19 protein-coding genes and 1 pseudogene are annotated in these 21830 nt (G+C 41.4%); 6 read left to right on the forward strand and 14 right to left on the reverse strand.

Annotated features, from left to right (window positions below; all coding sequences use genetic code 11):
- Positions 1-698: 698 nt before the first annotated feature.
- From HWQ44_RS23345 to HWQ44_RS23355, 3 genes are all read right to left on the reverse strand, one after another.
- The gene (locus tag HWQ44_RS23345; RefSeq protein ID WP_292723680.1) at positions 699-2204 is read right to left on the reverse strand and encodes a glycosyl hydrolase family 57; all 1506 of its coding nucleotides are present in this window, start codon (positions 2202-2204) and stop codon (positions 699-701) included.
- Positions 2205-2665: 461 nt separating this feature from the next.
- On the reverse strand, positions 2666-3538 hold the full coding sequence (locus HWQ44_RS23350; RefSeq protein WP_292723682.1) for an SDR family NAD(P)-dependent oxidoreductase: 873 nt from the start codon (positions 3536-3538) through the stop codon (positions 2666-2668).
- A gap of 1187 nt (positions 3539-4725) precedes the next feature.
- Positions 4726-6429, reverse strand: a complete 1704-nt coding sequence (locus tag HWQ44_RS23355; protein ID WP_292723685.1) for an alpha/beta hydrolase — start codon at positions 6427-6429, stop codon at positions 4726-4728.
- Positions 6430-6727: 298 nt separating this feature from the next.
- Between HWQ44_RS23355 and HWQ44_RS23360 the strand changes: the two genes are divergently transcribed.
- Complete coding sequence (locus HWQ44_RS23360; protein ID WP_292723688.1) at positions 6728-6922, forward strand: hypothetical protein; 195 nt, start codon at positions 6728-6730, stop codon at positions 6920-6922.
- Between the two features lie 99 nt (positions 6923-7021).
- Here the strand turns inward: HWQ44_RS23360 and HWQ44_RS23365 are convergent, their stop codons facing one another.
- Together HWQ44_RS23365 and HWQ44_RS23370 are read right to left on the reverse strand one after the other, a co-directional pair.
- Positions 7022-7936, reverse strand: coding sequence for an ion channel (locus HWQ44_RS23365; RefSeq protein WP_292723691.1), 915 nt, complete (start codon positions 7934-7936; stop codon positions 7022-7024).
- A 171-nt stretch (positions 7937-8107) separates the two neighbouring features.
- Positions 8108-9001 (reverse strand): DUF2382 domain-containing protein, encoded by an 894-nt coding sequence (locus HWQ44_RS23370; RefSeq protein WP_292723693.1) that lies wholly within the window; start codon positions 8999-9001, stop codon positions 8108-8110.
- A gap of 87 nt (positions 9002-9088) precedes the next feature.
- Between HWQ44_RS23370 and HWQ44_RS23375 the strand changes: the two genes are divergently transcribed.
- Positions 9089-9235: a hypothetical protein gene (locus HWQ44_RS23375; protein ID WP_292723695.1), complete on the forward strand. Its 147-nt coding sequence runs from the start codon at positions 9089-9091 to the stop codon at positions 9233-9235.
- 24 nt (positions 9236-9259) lie between these two features.
- On the opposite strand, the gene HWQ44_RS23380 is transcribed toward HWQ44_RS23375, so the two are convergent.
- Both HWQ44_RS23380 and HWQ44_RS23385 read right to left on the reverse strand, forming a co-directional pair.
- Positions 9260-10159 (reverse strand): DUF2382 domain-containing protein, encoded by a 900-nt coding sequence (locus HWQ44_RS23380; RefSeq protein ID WP_292723697.1) that lies wholly within the window; start codon positions 10157-10159, stop codon positions 9260-9262.
- Between the two features lie 438 nt (positions 10160-10597).
- Positions 10598-11440: a DUF2382 domain-containing protein gene (locus HWQ44_RS23385; protein ID WP_292723701.1), complete on the reverse strand. Its 843-nt coding sequence runs from the start codon at positions 11438-11440 to the stop codon at positions 10598-10600.
- Between the two features lie 399 nt (positions 11441-11839).
- Between HWQ44_RS23385 and HWQ44_RS23390 the strand changes: the two genes are divergently transcribed.
- Positions 11840-12574, forward strand: coding sequence for a DUF1995 family protein (locus tag HWQ44_RS23390; RefSeq protein ID WP_292723703.1), 735 nt, complete (start codon positions 11840-11842; stop codon positions 12572-12574).
- A 72-nt stretch (positions 12575-12646) separates the two neighbouring features.
- Entirely contained in the window at positions 12647-13192 is a 546-nt protein-coding gene (locus HWQ44_RS23395) for a histidine phosphatase family protein (RefSeq protein WP_292723705.1), read from the forward strand.
- Between the two features lie 34 nt (positions 13193-13226).
- Here the strand turns inward: HWQ44_RS23395 and HWQ44_RS23400 are convergent, their stop codons facing one another.
- The 4 genes and pseudogenes from HWQ44_RS23400 to HWQ44_RS23415 all read right to left on the reverse strand — a co-directional run bounded on the left by HWQ44_RS23400 (position 13227) and on the right by HWQ44_RS23415 (position 17245).
- On the reverse strand, positions 13227-13562 hold the full coding sequence (locus tag HWQ44_RS23400; RefSeq protein ID WP_292723707.1) for a XisI protein: 336 nt from the start codon (positions 13560-13562) through the stop codon (positions 13227-13229).
- The gene (locus tag HWQ44_RS33635) at positions 13550-13675 is read right to left on the reverse strand and encodes an element excision factor XisH family protein (protein WP_334727168.1); all 126 of its coding nucleotides are present in this window, start codon (positions 13673-13675) and stop codon (positions 13550-13552) included. The genes HWQ44_RS23400 and HWQ44_RS33635 overlap by 13 nt, the downstream gene beginning before the upstream one ends.
- 19 nt (positions 13676-13694) lie before the next feature.
- Positions 13695-14099, reverse strand: a pseudogene (locus HWQ44_RS33640) (element excision factor XisH family protein).
- 119 nt (positions 14100-14218) lie between these two features.
- Positions 14219-17245, reverse strand: a complete 3027-nt coding sequence (locus tag HWQ44_RS23415) for a zinc-dependent metalloprotease (RefSeq protein ID WP_292723713.1) — start codon at positions 17243-17245, stop codon at positions 14219-14221.
- Between the two features lie 930 nt (positions 17246-18175).
- Between HWQ44_RS23415 and HWQ44_RS23420 the strand changes: the two genes are divergently transcribed.
- Positions 18176-19945, forward strand: coding sequence for a pentapeptide repeat-containing protein (locus HWQ44_RS23420; protein ID WP_292723716.1), 1770 nt, complete (start codon positions 18176-18178; stop codon positions 19943-19945).
- 299 nt (positions 19946-20244) lie between these two features.
- On the opposite strand, the gene HWQ44_RS23425 is transcribed toward HWQ44_RS23420, so the two are convergent.
- Genes HWQ44_RS23425 through HWQ44_RS23435 form a run of 3 tightly spaced genes read right to left on the reverse strand, consistent with a single transcriptional unit; the run spans position 20245 to position 21194 of the window.
- On the reverse strand, positions 20245-20526 hold the full coding sequence (locus tag HWQ44_RS23425; RefSeq protein WP_292723719.1) for a transposase: 282 nt from the start codon (positions 20524-20526) through the stop codon (positions 20245-20247).
- Positions 20495-20809 (reverse strand): hypothetical protein, encoded by a 315-nt coding sequence (locus HWQ44_RS23430; RefSeq protein ID WP_292723837.1) that lies wholly within the window; start codon positions 20807-20809, stop codon positions 20495-20497. The genes HWQ44_RS23425 and HWQ44_RS23430 overlap by 32 nt, the downstream gene beginning before the upstream one ends.
- Before the next feature lie 19 nt (positions 20810-20828).
- Positions 20829-21194, reverse strand: a complete 366-nt coding sequence (locus tag HWQ44_RS23435; protein WP_292723721.1) for a helix-turn-helix domain-containing protein — start codon at positions 21192-21194, stop codon at positions 20829-20831.
- 404 nt (positions 21195-21598) lie between these two features.
- On the opposite strand from HWQ44_RS23435, the gene HWQ44_RS23440 reads away from it, so the two are divergent.
- Positions 21599-21790 carry a hypothetical protein gene (locus HWQ44_RS23440; protein WP_292723724.1) on the forward strand — a complete coding sequence of 64 codons (192 nt, stop codon included), beginning with the start codon at positions 21599-21601 and terminating at the stop codon, positions 21788-21790.
- Positions 21791-21830: the final 40 nt, after the last annotated feature.

Genomic DNA, 21830 nt, shown 5'->3' on the forward strand with positions numbered 1-21830 from the left:
ATTGCTATATCAGGCAAGTCCTATTGTCAATAGGCTTTGAGACGCGCTAACCCTGCCAGTATGGGCAAGTTCTGAGGCAAGTTTTTCAGCTGGCTCGGTATCAATTTGTCGATAGCTTATAAAAACGTTAGCCATAACATAATAAGTTAATATTTAATTTATACTTCCTATTTATACTTCCTTTTAAAGATACTTGGTTAATTTAAAAACTTAAAAACTCATATCTAGTCAAATAAATAAAATGTTAAAATTTATTATTAAGCCTTTACTTTCACCTCAACCTTGACGGAAGGCAATTTGGTAAGTAGCTAATTTGAATTACAAAATATCTGATTGTACCCCAATTATCTTACAAGTGCGATCACATCATATGCCAAGCAAGCACACCTCTAATTCGCCAAGTGCGATCGATTTTGCTATCCACAAAAAAATGAGGGAACTCGCAATATTCTAATCGGATACAAAGTAGATTTAGTTAAAGTACAACGTGCCAAAGAACTTCGCCAGCAGATGACATAGAGGACTGCGTTTGTTGCGAATTAAAAATGAAGAAGTGAGATACGAACTTGATTAAAGTTTTAATGCGTATTTCCACAGCTTGTTCTCAATAAATATAACCCCCAACCCTCTTTCTTACAAGAATGGGGCTGGGAGTTAGGTGTGTATTCAACTCAACAGAGAAGCGCTATACCAATTCTCTATAATCTCGCAGTCGTTTGTAGCAAGCTTTCGCCACGTTGATAAATTTCGCGTGCGTAATCAGTCCAAGCGCCTTGTCCCCAATAACGAAAACAACTAGTTTGCAGCAAAAGGTTATGTAGGAGAAGGTTACGGTATTGAGATTGTCTAGTAATAGGTTCTGCTGAGTCAGTTTGCAGTAATGGATCAATCTTTTGATGAAATAAACTGCTTAATTTATACATGGGAGACAACACATTTTCATATCCTTTTACCCAACTGATATGATTTGTCCACGAGGCTCCATCCATGTGAAAATTAGAGTTTATTTGCTTTAATTCTTGAATGGCATTCTCTACAGCTTCCGGTTGACTATTATCTGGTGAAACTCGCTCCCAAATCTGATGTTGTCCTACTGGTTGGCAAGTTGGATAATCTTCAGGTTTACATCCTGCTGCTTCTATTAATTCTAAATATTCTGTACCACATATCCCGACTACACCTGATTTTCCTCCGCCGTTATTTACCATATCCCACCAAGCTTGTTTAAAAGCGCTAGGAAATTCATTCATCATCACGCCACCATTTTCACCATCTCCAATTTGGCTAACTATCGGTGGTACAAACACACTACCTATTTGTTGTTTCGATAAGGTTTTAGCTTCATAATAAGGCTGCATTTGTGCGACTAATTTAGTATCCGAACCTTGGGTTTTAATTAAGGCTGTGATGCTAATTGTTTCACCTTGAGAATTACGGGCAATCAGACGATGTGGTAAATGTTTGTGAGTGAGAGATTGACCACTAATTGTTTCTACAGAATGTTCTTGAACAAGTAGCCAGCGATATCCACATTCTTTCAGCGCTTTCACAAATTCAAATAGAGCATCAGGGTGATTTGGTAGATGCATTTCTGGGGGCGAAAATCCTTTAACTCGCGCTAGTGCTTCCCAGCCAAAAATTGCCGCAAAGTGATGTTGCCATGCGATGATCTGCAATTTAATATCTGCTATGGGTGTGGAAGGAATCACTGCATGACTCCACATTGTACCCAACCACTCTACATAAGGTTGATAGGTTGGATCGCAAGTGATGCGTTTAAGATTATCAAGAACATCACCGCGTCCCATTTGCCTGAGTCCCCACAGAAGATTACCAGAGTAATCCAACATCACACGCGGATTGCAACCTTGATTTACAAGTTCGGGGATCAAGTCTCCCATGCGGCTGTAACAATGGGCAAAAGGATCTGCATTGTGGTTATCCCCTTCGTTGGGATGCTCAAACATATATTGCAGATTGCTGATGAGTGTACCACCATGTCCAGCGGGTATAGTTGGCTGGTGCATGTGTAAGGCGATCGCAAATACAGCATTTACGTCTTCTAAGCGGATATTCGTAGTTGGTAAAAATACTGGTTGTTCCTGGTTAACTACAGAGAGAATCTCTGTTTCCCAACCAGAAATATTCGGTAAGCCATCAATGATTTCGGGCAAAGGAGTCAGGGTTGTGGGGAAGGATAGCATTTCTAGTTGCTCCGAAATAAGTTGTATTTATAAAATTTGCACGAGTATCTAATAGCACCTGACTCAGTACAGATCCAATAAATATCCTGAGCCATAACATTTTTAATTTGGTGATTTTCAGTAACTGCGAACTCAGGCAAGTCTAGTAATCATCGGTGCAGTCTACCCAGATATTCGCATCTTTGTGTTCTATTTATTGATAAAGTTTGTTTACCGTCTGCTAATACGCCAGATTTTAGTCAGAAATCTATGATCGGCAGGGATCAGCCTTTTTGGTAAAATATAGTTAGTCCATACAGATTGCCGATATCTGGAATTAGAAGCTGATTGAGTTGGGTTGTGTAAGGATTGCTGATTGCAGTTAATCTAGTTAATTTGGTCGGGTACTGCTGTTTTTAGCCTAAAGGTAAAAGCAATTGACCCCAGAACAGAAAGCGCGATCGCCCCTAAAAATTTAGGACTCATGTTCTTGACAAGAACAAATCACCGAAACGATGGATTCTCGTTAAAAAACTCAGTTTCGGGATCAGCGTTTTCAGTTTTTCAGCAGGCTGTTGTTTTGTTGGCGCTGGCGGAGTCGCTATTCGTAAAATTAGCTCTAGCAACCAAGGAGCAAGGCGTTGACACAACACGGCTAAATGACTTTGCCATCCGACTAGAATTTCTGGTGAATCATTTTGCATTCCGGTGACGAGTGCTTTAGCCACTTGCTGAGGAGTCATGGGGATCACCCAGCGAAATAATTTTAAGTCGCGCACCATGTCTGTATCTGTGAGGGAAGGCAGTAATGCAATCACTCGAATATTGTGTTCAGCTAGTTCCCGCCGCAAGGCTTGGGTAAATCCGATGATGGCAAACTTGGTAGCTGAGTAAGTCGCCATCGTCGGTGCAGCGACTTTCCCCATCAGGCTTGATACATTGACAATTGTCCCTTGTCTTTGGCTAGCCATGCGTCGAGCGATCAGACTAGTGAGGTTGTACATCCCTAACAAGTTCACAGAGAGTTCTTCTTGAACTTGGGGCATTTTAGATTGCAAAAACGAACTTTGGTAGGCGACTCCTGCACAATTAACCAGCAGGTGAATCTGTCCGAAATTGCGCCACAGTTGGGCTACAGCGATATTTATTTCAATTGTCTGTGTCAAATCTAATGCCACGATCGCAGTTTCTGTGCCCATCGCCTCGATTTCGTTAGCTACCTCGACTAACTTTTGGCGATCGCGTGCTACTAATATCAGCCGCTTGATGCCTTGTTGCGCTAGTTCGAGAGCGATCGCTCGTCCAATCCCACGAGAAGCCCCTGTAATTAAGGCAACTTTACCTTGAATCTCCATTGATTTTATCCTCCAAAATTTAAGTCTTACCAAACTCTTCGTTATTGCCGATAAACTCAAATCTTGAGCTACTCGCTTGTCGGCACAAGGTAAGACAAATAATTAATCGCAATTGAAATCAAACTGAAACTAAGTCTTTAGCAACGAGATATTTCTTGGTTAATCTGCAATCACTCATAATTGTCTATACGAGGCAGAAATTTCTCATTTTTAACCTGTCAAACCCTAACACACTTGGCTGAATGGGTATAGCTCATAGATTTTATTTCTCCTAGATCCGAGCGTTCATCAGCATCGTTGTCATACACACGTTAGCAATTAAATCAAGGGATTGCAATATTCTTTAATAAGGATTTCTTAATACCTCTTAACGACAAGCATATATATAGAAAAGATTTTATTAAATAAGTTTTTATGAATACCTGAGTACAAATATCTGAATTTCCTGACAAACAACCTCTATTTTGGGAAATTGCTATATCTGATTCATAGTTTAGAAACAAAAAAGACATCTAGCGTTTTGGCTTATGGGTACAATACTTAGGTATTTCAGCTAGCTTGCAGACTTGCGGCAGTATATTTACTGATTTACTTGAAATCAAAAACTTTAATTTCTATTTTTTAAAAAAATAGAAGAGATCCCCAAACCCTCTTAAAAAGGGAGAGATATTAAAAGCCGTTTTTTTAAGGGAATTAGGGGGATCAGGTTTCAGGTTTTCAGTTATTATTCTTAATGCAAATTACAACAGCATATCTATCTGCTAAAACTTTAGGATAAATGGTAAATCGTTTGGGTTTAGCTTTGAGTTTATCAAAGAAATGCTTGAGACTTGCCCGGTGTAAATAAGTTGACGATAAAAATTTAATCTATAGTAATTCTAAATCATTCGTCAAAAGTTAGATCCCCGACTTCTTTGAGAAGTCGGGGATCTGGACACCGAGAATTTTCACAACTCATTTAGGATTGCTATATATGAATAAATAGAAATTTAAGTGTAGGGAAAGCTCCGCAACGCACTGTCCCTACATTTACATTTCTTAAGAGAGCTTAAAATCTTAGCACCAACTGACTTATACAATAACCCCGACTTCTCTAAGAAGTCGGGGTCTAAAGCTTTCAATCTTCACAAATCAAATAAGATTGCTCTTATTAGCAAAGTGCAGGTGTGTGTTGAAAACTACTATAACTAAGGTCGGGTAGGGGTAGGTTGAAGATTTGATGGTTTGACTGACTGAGGAATCGAGCCATTCCAGATTTTATTGAATTGATCTACCGATAACGATTGTAAAAGACTGAGATTCAGAGGCTCTTTACTGATGAATGTGGCGTAGGAAGGCTGTAAATAGGAGCGGTATTCAGGGCGATTAAGGAGATGGGTTTCCAAAAAAGCTACACTCAAGGCGTTGAGATAGGAATAAACAGCAGCACGATCGGGGCCCAGCAAGGCAGGTGGCACAGGTAATACATCGTTTTGAGAAGTAGGTTCAGCGATCGCTGAAAAGTGGGTAGCGTTTTCGATTAAAGCGAGGTACTTATTGGAGTCAGAAAGCCAGGTAAAGGGGCGAATTTGCTCAGATACGGGTGGGGCGAAAATATCTTGACTACCTGCTACCAGCATGACAGGAATTTTAATTTGACTGACTCCGCCTTCACCCAAAATTGAGCTATCAATGGGATTAATCGCAATAATCGCCTTGATGCGATCGTCTTTGAATTCGTAATTCTTTGGGGGTAAGTCAGTTGCTTGACACTGCAAAAAAAGTGACAAATTAAAGGATGAATTATTGGGATTACAGTCTTGACGCAGTTGCTCAAAGTTAATCTTTGCTCCTGCTAGAGTCAAAACAGTATAACCACCAAAGGACTGACCGATCGCCCCAACTTGCTGAAAATTGAGTTTTCCCTGGAGGGTGGGATCAGATTTTTCTAGACGCTGGAGTTCATTGAGTAGATACTTAATATCTAAAGGTCGGTTGATAAATTCTGCTGCATCTGGCGGCCCTGCCAAACCCGCAAAATATTGCTGAAAGCGTTGAGCATTACTACCAGGGTGTTCCAGTACAGCAACAGCAAAACCATAGGATGCTAGATGTTCAGCCAGATAGACAAAGGTAGAGCGGTCTGAGGCGATGCCATGAGAAATTACAATCAGGGGAAAGGGAGGGGACAGAGAATTCTGAGTTGTGAGTTGTGAGTTTTGAGTTGTAGGTAAATAGACATCCACAGGTAGACGGCGATCGCGAGAAATGTCATTTAACTCGAAGGTTTTTTTCTGCCAGGTGAATTTTCCTGGCGATCGCAAATCTTGCTGTTGGGAGAAATCAACGGTTGAAGTGGCTGCTTGAGCGATCGCTTCTTTTTGAAGAGAGGCAAAAACTTCATCCTTTTTTTTGATCAATTGCGACAAGTCATCGACTATCCTTAACCCCTCTGTGAAATTCACCCGTATAGTATTGCTAGGAAATTTCCGCAGCAAATTCACAACCGTTAAACCCTGTTGATCGGCAGCAGCCAAAATCAAAGAGGCACGTATGGCATAGAAGCCATTCTTTCGAGACTCAGTGAGAAGTAATTTTCCCAATTGTTGCACCAGCTGCTCACCTATAGGTGAGTAGGTAACTTGAGATAATAATGTAGGAGTGACATTAAACCTTTTCTGGAGTAGATCCCGCAGTTGAGCGAGTTGTTCAGGGGTAGCACGACTAGCATAAAATGAAAAATCTTGATCGATTTTGCCTTCTTTCGCAAAAGTTTCCAGCGAGTCCACAGATAAGGAAAATTCGCCGAAGGGAGGATAATAAAAGCTAATGCGCTCGGCTCCCAATCCGGGAGTAGCGGTCAAAAAGGTAGATAGCAAACCTAAACCCAGATATCTCAAAAATTTTTTCATTAGAAAAACCCACTGTCTAACCGTGCCCAAAGAAGTTTGAGCAGGGAGGAAAGCGGGGCGGGATCTATAACCGCTTTCCTATTTAATTGGTTTAGATATATCAAACAAGCTACAAGCACAAGAAAGCAAGTACTTACATCCATAGTTTCGCATATACGCAATAGTCAGCACTGAATTAAATTTCGAGCTGTGCAATCCCTACTTATTGTCCTCAATAATCAAAATACATAGGTAGCAAATTTTTCAGCCAAACAGCAACAGTAGGGCGATAATATATATAGAGATCAAAATGTTTTATATGTCCTTTGCCTCCTGCGCCTGTTGTGTTGTCGTCCTCAACCAACAACAAGAGCAAAATATCTCCCAAAAAAACCAGTGCCAGGATGTGCCAGTTAACCACAGCAAGAGCACGGTTAAAAGTTGCACTGTTGTTGAAAATGGTCGGGTTGTCGTTAAACCGTTACAACCACCACTCAATCAGACTTCCGAGTAAACTTCAGGTATTTCAACTCCTTTAACTAATTTGCCGACGTAAGTCTAAAATGCATCATTGCTCCAGCCCATACTATACCTTCAGGTCAGTGTGGGTAGTTTACTCTAAAGGTAAAACATCGTGGAAGCGGTTGTAATCAATGTAACGATGTCCATCCGGTGTGTGGTGAAAGATATCGACAAATTGATTGTTCCACAAAATCTCATTAGCACTATAGCTATGACGGGCATGAACAACCTGGGCAACCGTTTCATCAATGCCACTCAAAGAGACAATCACCATAGTATTTGTCTGAATTAACGATTCTGGGGTCATCCCATATAGAGGACTAAACTCATCAATGACATGCATCACTGACCAGCTTAATGTGAAGCTAGGTGTTTGGTTCCTCAGTAGTTTGAGATCGTAGAACCGACGCATGAACTGTCCTTCTAGGGTTACTTCATCGCGCATCAAGTAGACTCGCATCTGCGCCTCCAAAATCATATTGCGACGCTGATTAGCGCTGCGAAATATGAGAGTCGGCATTGCCTCATGAGATGTAATTACTGCTACACGACTAAAGAGTACACGGGCTGTGGGTCGGGAGAATCGAGCAAAGGCTAGTCCCGTCATCACAGCAATTCCCACCAAACCGATCATTGCTTCAATGGTGACAATAATGTTGGCGTAAGTTGTTTTAGGATACATTGCCCCATAGCCGATAGATGCTAGGGTTTGGACGCTAAAGAAGAAGACATCTAAAAAAGAGCCAGGTCGGGCGTTGGCAATACAATCTCCTCCTATCAAGTAAGCTAGGGCAAATAGAGCATTAATAGTTACATAAAAAGTACAAATCAAGATCAGAAAACCAGTCCAGGGAATCGTTAGCAGTAAATGGTAGGGATCGCGCCAGTAGGAATGCCATACACCCATACCCATAATCTCAAATTTTCCATCTCGAACTTGAATCTGAATCGGTGGGATCAGATGCTGTCGTTTCTTCCGTGAAAGTCTCTTCAGTCGAAATCTCATTGCAAGTAGCCAAAAGAACGGCAACTGCTTAGTATTGTAAATTAAGTTGCTTTAGAGACATTCACTCTAGACAATTAGGCAGTGGGGAACAAGAATTTAAACTTTCTTTTCTTAAATCAGCAAAAAAATAGGGTGAGCAATGCCCACCCTACTAATTTATCTGCTAGAAACTTATTTTTTTGGCTTTAGTGATTCACCTTTAGAACAGCGGTCAAACCACTCCTGGTATTTTTTCTGGTGTGACTCATCTTCAACAGCAATGCTCACTCGCACCTGCTTACATCCGTGATTTTGCTCTAGTGCGATCGCATTCAGCAATAAACTAGCAATTTTAGGCGAGCTAAATTCACCGCTTACCGTTAAACCGCCGTCAAAACGTGTAAATTCAAGTTTTTCTACTTCGGTCAAGTCAATGCCAGCAATTTCCTCTTGTCCTAAATCAATTTCTGCGAGTTGTTTGTGTTCTGGACTAATTTGTTCCACAATCAGTTTTTCACGCCGGACAGGAACTTGTACCATCCGGGTTTCGATTACTTTGCGAACAATCACCTCACCAACTTTACGCTTACTGGTTTCAACAACTAGTCGTTCTTGTAGTAGACGAATAATCTGTTCTTCGGTAGCCTGTTCTAAATTTACTGGCTCAACTGAGCTATTTGTAGTTTGATGATTTACTAGTTGCTTAGTTGAGTTTTCTGATAGTGTGGGTTCGCCTGGTGTTTCTGTTTCTAAATATTCAGGCATATACTCTATTTCTGATTTGTTTAAGTCTATGAAAACAGATTTAGTCGGCTTGTCGATTTTTTTTATTCTTTGGCTCTGTAACTGAAATAAAGAAGGATGTTTATCGGCTAATAGCTGACCATATTCTCCAGCTTCTTGATTCGGCTGATTAGATATAACTAAGTTTAGCCGACGATTAGCATCCACAATTAAATCATGAACTACTCCTACTAGCTTACCTTGCTTATCGAACACAGTAAAATTGTTCACCTTACTTCTTAAATCTGCCAGTGAGGTGCTAGTGCGAGAGTTTCCGTTTGCCTGTCCAATCTTTCTTGCCATCAGTTGGCTATTCATATGCAAAATTTATGAACTGCTTTCTACTTAGCTAGATTAAATGTATTAATTATCTAGATACCATTTAGAAAAATGTTTGCGACAGATGCATTTATCCAACCCATCTCAGAAGCAATATTCGCGATTCAAAATCTTAACTGGTATCAGCTATTGCAAGCACAGGTAAAGCTAATTCAACAGCCTCACCTGCACTGTGTCGAATTAATTATTAGTCATTAGTTATCAGCTAATGACTATATTTAGTTAGCGTTCTTCAATTGGAAGATTACCAGAATTCACATCTAACTCTTCACGACGCACGGTTTCTTGAGTTTCAACTGTCTCTTGATCTACCACTTTTCTAACTCTGACTTCTTCACGCAAAAATGCTTCTTTGCGAACATCAGGAGTTTCTTCATGGATTTCTATGCGAGCAACTTCACCTTCACGGAAGTCTGCTTCACGCCCGGAAGCGGCAGTACCCGCATCTGCTGGAGTTACCCGTTCAATCACAACTCGCTCTCTTTCAATCGGGACTGCAACCCGTGCAGTATCAGTCTCAACATGCTTGCCAATCGTTACTTCTCCGGTTTTTTGGCGGCGTTTACTGGCAATCAGCCGTTCTTCATACAATCTCAGAGTTTGATGATCTTGCTCATTTAACCCGTATAAAGAAGGTTCACGTTCGTAAGTGTAGTTATCACGGGCGTAAGCGGGCGTTGTACCCAATGGTGCTGGTGCTAAAGGGTCTAGTGCTGCTGAAGCATCTAATGGCGCTGAAGCTTCTATAGGAGGGGTGTAGTTTGTGGGTTGGCGATATACACCACGCACCCGTTCTTCATAGTCATAATCAAGGGTTTGACGTTCATCGAACTCAGGTAAATCTTCTGCTTGCTCTCTAGTCAAGCCAACTGTGTAGACGCGATCAACGTTATAGTCGATACGGGCCCGACCAAGTGGTAGCAATACTTTCTTACCAAAAATCCAGAATCCTAAATCAACGACTAGATAGCGAAAATGACCTTCATCATCAACTAAAACATCGCTGACAGTGCCAATTTTTTCATCAGTGCCTTGTGCATAAACTCCAAGCCCTTTAATATCGTGACCTTCAAATGTATCGCGGTAATTAGGCTCAAAATCTTCTAATTTGTAAAGAACCATTATATTTAACCTCAAAAAATTTTTCTTCATTTCCTAATAACTAAACTAGACATTTATTTATTTGTGTACCTCCTTCTACCGAATGAATTATTTCCAGAGTTCAACAATCCAAAGTTATAGATATTTTTTATTTAGGGCAGATAAAACAAAATAGCTGAATTAGAGACGCGAAACTGGGGGCATCTCACTTTCTATTGTAAAAATATGTTTACCCTTGGTGCATGAAATTTGCCGAATATATTAAAATACTCATTGAAAAATATCACATCTCTACATGATTGAGCAAGATGTAAATTCATTTAAGCTTGAGATTCCCGACTTATTAAACAAGTTGGGAATATTGTTATTGAATAAAAAAATACAGGCAGAGATAAAAATTAACTTTGCCTGTCTGATTATTTCAGATAAATCTACCAAACAAAATTATTAACCAGCTAATTAGATAGTTTCATGTGTAGTGATATCATTTGCTTGCACATGTAAATTACCCGCAGTATCAACATCTAACTCTTCGCGACGAATGGTGTCTTGTGCTTCCACAATGTCCCGTTCTACTACTTTCTTGACCCGGACTTCTTCACGCACAAAGGCTTCTTTATATATCTCAGGCGTTTCTTCGTACACTTCTATGCGGGCTACTTCCCCTTCTTGAAACTTCAGTTCATTGGGATCTACAACTTTTCCTGCTTCTGTTGGCACAACTCGCTCAATCAGAACTCGTTCTTTTTGAATAGGGATTGTAACGTGCGCTATTTCTGTTTCAATGTGCTTACCAAGCGTTACTTCTCCGGTTTTGACGCGATGTTTGTTGGCGATCAATCGTTCTTCATAGAGTTTAAAAGTTTGATGAGATTGCTCATTCAAACCGTATAAATCTGGATCTTTCTGGTAATTGTATGTGTCGCGATCATAAGTCACACCGCTGGTTGAAGAACGAAATACACTACGGACATTTTCTTCGTAATCATTATCAATGAGCGCATCTTCTTTGTGATCGGGTAAATTTTCTACTTGCTGTCTGCTTAATCCATCAACATAAACGCGTCTTTCTGGATAATTGATCCGGGAAAGACCAATCGGCAGTAATATTTTCTTGCTAACAAAATCTAAGCTTGTATCAATAATTAAATACCGGAAACGACCATCGTCATCAACTAAAACATCAGCCACTGAACCAATCCTTTCTCCTCCCTCAGTATAAACATCCAGCGCTTTAATGTCGTCTCCGCCAAAAGTATCTTGATAGTTTTGGTCAAAATGTTCAAGTTTGTGAAGAGGCATACGCTGTTACCAAGTTGTTTATAAGGTTTATTTAACAGTGTAAAAAATATTGTGCTAAATCTCCTCCTGCTAGCGACTGAGTTCAGTTGAAAGATTTTATGATTTATAATTCATACTTGATGAGAAAAGACTCCAGTTGAACCTATTGATAATCAATAGAAATATAACTAAAGTTATAAAAATCAGATATTATACTGGTATAAAATATTTTTTAACCTAGGTCGAGCAAGCGATCGCATAATTAAGTAAATTTCTCACCCATACAGTTGACAAAATCCCTCAGAGATCGAATAGAACAGCGCTGCTTTAAAAAGCAGTTGAGCGATCTCCTCTGCGTAAGTCCTAATTAAGAGCCAATACTGAAACAATGGGAGTAGACACTACAGCACTATACAGATTATGAGTGAACTTCCAAATAGTCTTGAAGATGCGATCGCCCAATCTCGTGTAGCCGTTCAAGCTGCCCTTGCAGATGGCTGTACTCGCTTACAAGTTGAGTTCCTGTTCCCAGAACTGAAGTTTATGCCGGTAGCGGAACAATTTCTGCCGGCGTTTACAGAATATGATTCCCGTTTGAAGATTTTCTTTGCTGACGCTGGTGCTGCGGCCCTAGCCCGCCGCGATTGGGCTGATGCACCATTTCAAATTTTGGATATTGGTACGGGTAGGGCTGCATCCTTGCAAACAAAAATTCAGCCAGAAGATGAAATTTTCTTATTCATTGCCCCCACTGCCGTAGAAGTACCGCAGTTGGAAAAGTTGTGTGAAGTAATAGGCGATCGCCCTTTAGTTTTGTTAAATCCACGCTTAGAAGATTCTGGAACTGTAGGCATTGGTTATACAGCTAGAAAAATCCGCGATCGTTTCATCAGTACCATTGAATCCGCCTATTATCTCCGCCCTGTAGACGATCAAAGTGCCTTATGTCGCTGCTACCCAGGACAGTGGGAAGTTTGGCTGGAAACCGGAGGCGAATATCAAAGAATTGCCGAATTACCCACAAAACCATCGGGTGATGAGTTGGATCTCATCCTGATGAAAGGACAACCGCAAACAACAACAGACGCTGCACCTGCGAGAAAGCCGAGCGTGTTTAAGAGTTTGCAACGGTTCTTAAAGGCATTGAGTAGTTAGGAGAAAGCAGGGGTAGCAGGAGGAAACTTTCTCGTCTGCTGCCTCATTTTGAGTTTTTTCTACAGAAATTTAATGCTAAAAACCCTGTATATTGTGCGACATTGCCAAGCAGTTGGACAAGAACCTAATGCGCCTCTTACATCAGAGGGTCATCTTCAAGCGATCGCTCTGACTGATTTATTATTTGATTTTGGGATCGAGCGGGTTATTTCTAGTCCATTTATTAGAGCATATCAATCAATCGCTCCCCTCGCTAAACGTCTGGGTCTTTCAATCGAGATTGATAACCGACTTACTGAGCGCGTTTTGTGTGCAACACCGCTTGCTAATTGGCGTGAGCGATTGGCTGAATCATTTACCAATCTCGATTTATATCTAGATGGTGGTGAGTCAAGTCGTGATGCTATGGCGCGTGGAATCGCTGTAATTGATGAAGTATTGCAGCAAGAAGTAAGTAAAGTTGCGATCGTCACGCATGGCAATTTAATGGCGTTGATCCTGAAGCATTTTGATGACCGCATTGGTTATGCTGAATGGGAAAAATTGAGTAATCCAGATGTGTACTGCGTACAGTTTCTCAACGCTAAAACACACGTGGAACGAATGATCTGCGCTTAGTATACATACTGTCATTTTCAGTCTTGATTTCTCTTTAACTCATAGCATAGTCTGTATACTGCCGGATGTAGGGTGGCTGAAATCCAACTACAATATCGTTTTTTGGTACTCCCATCGCCGTAAGTTGCTCACCTACATCCTCTTCTGTACCATTCCACTGAATCCAAATTTTACCGTTTTTGATATCAAAATGCATCACAGGGCCGAAAACCCTACGTCTATTTTGCCAACCAATATATATCAGTTGGTAATGATCTTGTTCTCCGTCAAAAATTGTTTGAGCTTCAATTTCATTATTAGAGGAGGCGCGTTGAGCATATTCTGTAAGTAATTGACGAATACACTTTCGATATTTATCTAAATCTGCCATCGGCTAATTTCCTCCGTTTCCACATCATAAACTATTAGATTGATTTGACTACGCTGGATAATAGTTTTAATAAATGGTTTATTTAAAAAATCGTTATAAGTGTTTAAGGGCACTGCTAAATACAAAACTCGCTCAGAATCTATCTCTTAAGAAAGCATATCGATAATTAATAAACTGTCCCACCGCGGTATGAAATTCAGAAATAGTTGAAGTACCGAGGAAACTTTTAACTTCAACCGCTATTATTTGTCCCTCTCTTTCTGCGGCAATAATTCTCTCTGCTCCCAAGTCATATCATGTTCGGGTAAAGACTTATCATTTAGACCGCAGGGGTGCAGGGGGCAGGGGGCAGGGAGAAAGAGGTTTTCCTGACTTTTGCACGGATGCGGTAATCATAAGTAATTAACCGGACTTGATATCAATATACATATCGGTAATATTTTCTATGCGAATTAGCAAGGGATCATGAGTAATTCGCCACCCCTCCTTTTGTAATGCCGATTTCACAACATTGTGAAATTTATCTCTAGCTGACATAAACTATTTTCTCAGCCTGTATGAGCATTCTAAATATATTTTGCCAAAGTGGTGATGGAAACAGAGAAGGGAGAGGGAGATACAATTTAAAAATTATTCCCCCACTTCCTACTCCCTTTTTAATTCCCTTGCAACGGCGCATTCAAGACTTTCTCGATGCGATCGCGCGTTTCTAGTAAGTGCGCTTTGGTGTATTCATCATCTGAATTAACTCCCTTCAGTTTCTCATCCAGTTGTTTGAGTTTATACCAAGCGAGAGTTCGAGCATCTTCTGGAACATATTCTTTTCGCAATACCATACCAGTTAAAATGTCCAGATATTGCCGCTGCAAGCCTCGCCGCAAACTGGTAATCTTCATTAGTTTACCTTTTGGTTTGATAACTTCCGTCCAAATACCTGACTGCAAAGTGTCAAATAATTCTGGTAGAGTCAGTGCTTTTCCTTCAGGAGTTTTGAGTTCAATATCCTTGAGACGAGAGAGGCGATCGCCTGAGAGTAAATCCCGCAACACAGAACCCTGCATGAGTAGTACCAAGTCATGAATGGGAAAATCCAAACGGCCAACTTGCGGAGAACTACCCCAATGTCGCCAACGGGAAGGTGCTAATTTATTCAGTAGTTCTGGGGAAAAACTGAGGGCATCTTCTGCAAATACATATTTTTGTAGCGTTTCTAAAGCTTGGCGTTGTTCTTCAACTGGTACTGGTTCAAATGGTAAACGGTGTTGGCGGACTCCAGAGCCTTTCTCGGCAGGTAGTTCGCTGGGGTGAATGCGATAGAAAGATTGTCCCCCAATATATTTTGTGGTGTAATATATTTGCTGGAAATAGTTACCCAATACTGTACTAAAGCGTTCGCTCACATCGCTGTAACTATCGCCAGCCATTGGGTAACGCTTATCGAGACGTTCCCACATCACCCGCGAATTATTCAACTGCCACTGAGAATAAAGCAGCACATTACCGCTATTATCCCAAGCATCAGCCGTTGGGTCAAGGTCATATACATCTTCATCTGTAGAATAACTCAACTCTGGCTTGTAGGATTGTGCAGCAATTTCCTCCAAAATTGGCTTTTCCGCTAGAGGAGTTGATGTCTGAATTGTTGTGTAGCCATACTTAATCGCCCATTCATCATAAGGCCCCACCATACTAGGAAAATAATCTCCCTGTTTTGTCCCTTGAGGAGCAATATTTGGAGGAATATAGTCCATTACGGAAGCTGTCAGACCTTTAGTTTTGGTAATTTCCGTATTATTCATTTCCTCTGGTGATAGCAGAGTACTACCACGGAAATTATGACGTAAACCAAGAGTATGTCCAACTTCGTGAGCGATGATTAAACGTAAATATTGATTGATATATGCTTTCACCTGATCTGGAGTGGCTATAGTATCTGGCAGCAGTGACATCGCCAAGGAACCAAAGGCAAACTGGTTAGCGGCTTCCATCCCGTAGCATAAATCGTACTCACCTGCCATTTTCGATAAACGACTCAATAACCCCTGTTGCCCTTGCGTCTTCTGGGGCACACCATTATTTTTCGCATCTAAACCATTGGCGCAAAGAAGACGATTTTGCATCAAAGCTGATAAAGTGGTGCGATTTTCTGTTTGGCTGGGTTGAACGATTTTGCGATACTCATTCTTGAGTGCCCGCACAAAGCTAGCATCTACGAGAATGTCTGCATCTAAAATTTCTCCTGTCAATGGATTAACACGGGATGGCCCCATTGCAAAATAACCATCTACTGTGTTAATCCAGCGAATCGTATTGTAACGAATATCTGCTGGGTCCCATGTGGCGTCATCTGGCATTTGGCGGACTTCAATTGCATCCTTGAATCCAGCTTTGAGAAAGGCTTTGTTCCACATGAGAACGCCTTCTTTCATGGCATCGCGATACTCTAAGGGTACAGCGTTATCAATCCAGAAGACAATCGGTTTTTTGGGACGAGAAATAACTGCTTTCGGGTCTTCTTTTTCTAAATGCCAGCGATTTATGTAGCGGACAAAAGAATCGCCGCGATCGTCGTCTTTGGATAAATCTTGGTAGGCAGTGATGAAATAGCCGATGCGATCGTCAGCAAGGCGCGGTCGATAATCTTGGTCGGGTAGTTGGGAGAGACTATAGTGGACGCGCAGGGTAAAACCACGGTTATCAGCTAGCGATGCAAAACTTGCCAATTCACTATCGCGGTCAACGCTACCAGAGTAATTCAAAACTGACTCGACTTCTAAGTTTTGGGGAAAGGCTTTAGCAGTACCAAAATAAGATTGGTCAGTGGTTGCGGGGACTCCTAAACTTGCAGATAATCCCGCCAAGTCTGTGAGTAACAAATCGCCCAAATCGATGAGAAGAGTTTTGCGTTGTGGATGAATGCTTTTAATGGAAATGGTGTAAAGAACAGAGTCACTAAAAGACCGGGCTAGCGATCGCACTTGAGGATCTCCCTCACGAGTGCGAAAATTCACATTGCGGATCACAAAATGTAGTTTATCATCCACCCGTTGGAAATAAAACAAAAAATCTTGCAGAGGCATACCGCTGTAAATACCCCGTTCGCCAATGCCCGATTCCAGGGTTGCCGTAGCTAAGTAATTTTTATTAAGTTGCTCTGGCTTAATTTCTAGATAAATTTTATTCTTTTCTTTATTACGATAAAGGGTGAATAATCCCCCTGAGTTTTGGGTGTCTTTGATTACTTCGTTAAATGGTTCTAAATCTTCCTTTGCTGGTTTAGCACTAGGATTAGGCTTTGCATTCGGTTTTTCTGAGGGTTTTGCAACTTGCAAAAATGGTTGCTGTTCTACTTTTTTAAGGTCTTTTACTACCCAAATAAATGGTTGAGGCTGTACGTATTTATTTTGATTAACTACCCAAACTTGCCCTGACGGGAGCCTCTGTTTATGGGTAATATTAATATTCTTTGGCGATAAGGCTGAGATTTGGGTTGAAGAAGTTTCTGCCTTGAACTGACTATTGGATTGCTCTCCACTGCTAGCTGTAACTACGCCTTCTACAACCCGATGGTTGGCTGATAACTCTGTATCAACTCTGTTAACAGAGGGTGACTTGGCGTTAGCTGTTGCTATTCCTAAAAACAAACTATGTAACAAAATCATATAAAAGGTTAATCTGTTCATCGCATTCATTCCCCGATAACTATTCAGTAGTTAATTTTTAACTTTTGCCAAGCTATACAGCCTGCCTTCTGGCGATTCTCTTAGCTGCTTTATATTAAGCAGCAAACTTTTGCTCGTGCCAATTTGAGATTTTGGATTTTTGATTAAAAAAGTTTTTTTGGTAGATGCCCCAATGGCATTTGATACCAGTCCGCTCAAGTCAGGAGACCCGCCCACGCGGCTGGCTCCTTTATGCCGAGAAACCTTTCCATCGCAGTGCCTTCCCCTTGTGGGTGAAACAAATCCAAGCATCCGCTCGTAACGCTCGATAGAGTTCGCGCAGCATCTCGTAGAGAAGCGTTAGCGACTGTGCGTAGCGTCTGACTCAATATCGTCAATCTAAAATCACTGAGCCAAGTACCTTGTGGTTAGGGTCAATCTAAAATTGTTTGACTTCAATTTTAGTTACCATTTTTCAGGTTTGTTACGTTGTTTTAGTGTAGGATTTTTCCTAATAATTGTGTCTTTCACAAACAGTAAGCATTATTTTTACATCAGACTAGTAAATTTATTGGTAAAAAAGTACAACAAATTAGTCAAAACATGGAAATTACTTGATTTTTGAAAGAATTTTTCACCTAACACTTTATTTACATCACCAGAAGAGGCTTAAGGCTACTAGAGGTTAATTAAAAGCCGTCCTCCAGCAAAGCCGTGGCAAATGCACAAGAAGTAGCCCGCACTTCTTTAAGAGACGCTACGCATAGCTTGCTTCCCCGGAAGGGTACGACAAAGCTCAGTGACCAGCGTAGATATCACCAACTCATGATTTTTTTATATAGTATTTATTTATACTATTTATTTTTGGCAATGAACAGAAAACTAGCATAGAAAAATTTTTAATTTAGGATTATCAAAAACAGTAATTTAAATGTAACAACGGACACAAAAATGTCAACATATTTATCTCAAGTCTGGCAGCTGCTGAGAAATTATGTGAGGGGTACAAGGTTGGAAGAGATGCCAAAGACCACATCGCCAGAAACCGAAGCAGTTTTACCTCTAGGAAAAAGTATTAAAGAACTAGATAAAAGCGTTGAATTTGCTCAAGATAATTTGCAGGAATATTTATACTCTCCAAGGCTACAAAAGAGCTTAGAAAAATGGACAATACCAAAGAGCAGTTTGACTTTTAAGATAGACGATCAGACATCGGGCACTTTACCTTCTGGGTTATCCTTTAGAGTGTGCGATCGCCAGATGCATGAAGAAATTTATGATTTACTGGGCAATGGGGCGCTGAAACCAGAAATAGTCAACCAAGTAATGGAATTGGTTGTGACTAGTCAAAAAATTCGCCTAGAATTGCTTTTCTGGCGGCTAGAAGATTTTTATTATCGCTGGTGTCAGGGAGAATTTATCGATGGAACACCAGATGATAACCTGCCTCAGAAAACAAGGTTAAAGCTAGCGGCACAAAATATTGCGATCGGGTTGAGACAGGTAGACATATATACAGGGCTGAACGTCCTGATTTTACTATTAGAGTTACACCGCTACGCCCAAGAGCGAGATGAACTCAAACAAAAAATCACCTTCTATCCATCTGCCCAACCAGATACAGACAATTTTTTCACATCCCAACTGCTGCGGATTATCAACTATAGTGATGCCCTGGAAATTGGCAATTTTAGCAGTATAGTTGGGCAATTCCTCAAAGGCGGCAACTTTCGGAGTGCTTACCTCGGCGATGCCAACCTTACCGGGGCAGACTTTAGCGGTGCTGATCTGGGCCAAGCTTATCTCGGCGATGCCAACTTAACTGGCGTAAACTTCAGTGGTGCCAACCTTAGCGGTGCCAACCTTGGCGATGCCAACCTCAGCGGTGCTAACCTCAGCGGTGCTAACCTCAGCGGTGCCGACCTCGGTAGCACCAACCTCAGCGGTGCTAACCTTAGCTGTGCCAACCTTAGTCGCGCCGACCTGAACCGCGCCGACCTCAGCAGTACTAACCTCAGCCGCGCCGACCTGAATCGCGCCGACCTGAATCGCGCCGACCTCAGCAGCACCAACCTTAGCCATGCTGACCTCAGCAACGCCATTCTTTTCGGTGCGAATCTAAGTGAAGCCAACCTCAGTAGTGTCAGCCTCAGTCATGCCGACCTTTGCCGCGCTGACCTCAGCGGTGCTGACTTGAGTCATGCCATTCTCAATGGTACTAACCTTAGTGACACAATTCTTTTCAGTACCAATCTAAGTGATGCCATCCTCGTCGCCGCAGACCTCAGCTACGCCAAACTTAACGGTGCCAAACTCAACAATGCCAGACTTAACGGTGCAATGTTTTTAGGTGCTGACCTCAGTGGTGTAGACCTGAGTCGGGTGATTCTCAACGAAGCCGACCTCAGTGGCGTGATTCTCAACGACGCCGACCTTAGTGGTGCTGACCTCACCGACGCTATCCTCTTCGGCACAGACCTCAGCTATGCCAACCTTAACAGTGCTAACCTCAGTGGCAGTAACCTCAGTGGTGCTATCCTTAATGGTGCGGATCTCAGCCATAGCAACCTCACTTACGCCATTCTCGGTGGTGCAGACCTCAGCGACGCCAATCTCCAAGAAATGAACTGGGGTAAAAAGCAGCAGTGGGAAGATGTGCGGGGATTAGAGACAGCAGTTAATGTACCAGAGGCGTTGAAAGAAGAACTGGGGTTGAAGTGAGATGACGGGAAAGGGAAAAGTCAAGTTCTCAACAGCATCGTTCGAGTTCCGAACTCGAACGATGCATATCTCAGCTTGAATGATGAATTTAAAACCAGCAAAGTCTAATTATTAGGATAATGCGATCGCCTTTTCTTTTCCTCCATTGCCCTCTGCGCCTCGGCGGTTTGTCATTCTTCCTACACTCATCAACCCCAGCAAAAGCCTTAATTGAAAAAGCTAAAGAAAAACTGGGTAATGAAGCGCTACAAGACATCTTTAGCTGAGCAATCAATGTGCCAAAAGCCTTACAGCAATTTTCAGGTAAATAGACCACAGTGGTTGAACCAACCGAGGGCATCATCTTCGGTAATGTAATTGACAGCTTGAGCCATTACTTGGTCGAGTGATTCCAGTGTGCGTGCTTCACAGGAACGGAGAAATTGCTTCAGTTTCGACCAACATAATTCTATAGGAGATAAATCTGGAGAGTAGGGGGGCAAAAACTTTACTTTTGCACCGACGGACTCAATTGCAACCCTTACACGTTCGGCATGATGAACTTTCAGGTTATCCATGACTACAATAGCCCCTTTCCACAACTGAGGTGCTAAGACTTGAGTGACATAAGTGAGAAATGCTTGACATTTTTATACTTCCTGACACAGTCATTGCTGCAACTAGTCCATCAAGGTTTAAAGCACCTACTAAAGAAACTTTTCCACCCTTACTTCCAGGAATACTACCAACTGCTCTTTCACCATCTACCGCTCTAGCGAACAACCGTGTCATTGATAAATGTAATCCCGCTTCATCGATAAATACAAGGTTTCGGACATCAATTTTATCTAAACTTCGTCGATAATCATGCCTTAGCTCTTGCACTCGTGGGCTATCTTGCTCACTAGCATAAAGACTTTTTTTTTACACGTAAGCCTAATTTTTCTACAGCACGATGCATTGTCGTGATACTTACGCTAGTCCCTGTGCGTTCTGCATAGCGATCGCATAATTCTCTTAGCAACAAATCATTCTTACCTTCCACCAAAGACTTGATCATGCTGAGATGTTCATCCTGAATTATCGGTTTTTGATACCCCCCGCGTTGTTTTGCTTCAATTTGTCCACTTTTACGATAATGACGTACCACGTTGCGTACAAATGACAAGCTGACCTTAAACCTTTGAGCCAGTTGGCGTTGCGAACCTTCCTTCTCTAACCAAGCGGCAATCACACGACCACGCAAATCTTTGGAGTAAGATACTGGCATTGAATTTGACAATCACTATCTATTTAGCTTACCGTTTTTTGTGGTTCAATTACCTGAAAATTGCTGTAAAACAACAGTTGGGGTTGAGTTAAGAAGAGACGGGAGCAAAGGAGTAGGGGAGAATAATTTAGGGATTTCCAACAAATAAATTATCCAATCTTGTAGGGTGGGCATCTTGCCATTAGTGTCAAGTTAAGCTCAAACTTCCTATGTCAATAAGTATTTATGCTTAACAATTTGGTTTGAAAGGGACAAAAAACGAACTTTTTCAGGGACTATTAATGCTTTGTTTATTAGCATCACTCCCAGCTTGCGTATAAAAGTCAGAAAAAAGTTCACCTTTATACTTCGTTCCTAACAAAACCTATCGTTGACAAATGGGTTTTAACCTTAAGTTGACACTAATGGCGAGACGCCCACCCCACAAGAAATTAGAGCTAAAAGCCTTAAAATTGGTAGGTTTGAACACCAACTTTCGAGTTCCAATCTCAAAAGATGGGGATCTCAGCTTGAGTAATTACCAATACTATCTCAAAGCCAGTTCTGAGTATGCTAACTCTAAATCAGAGGGCGATCGCCCGCTTGCTAGAGTGTGAGTAGTTCACGTAAAATATAGTGCCATTGTTGCGGCAGTTC

It is taken from the genome of Nostoc sp. JL34 (genome assembly GCF_017114945.1).
In the GTDB taxonomy this organism is placed as follows: domain Bacteria; phylum Cyanobacteriota; class Cyanobacteriia; order Cyanobacteriales; family Nostocaceae; genus Nostoc.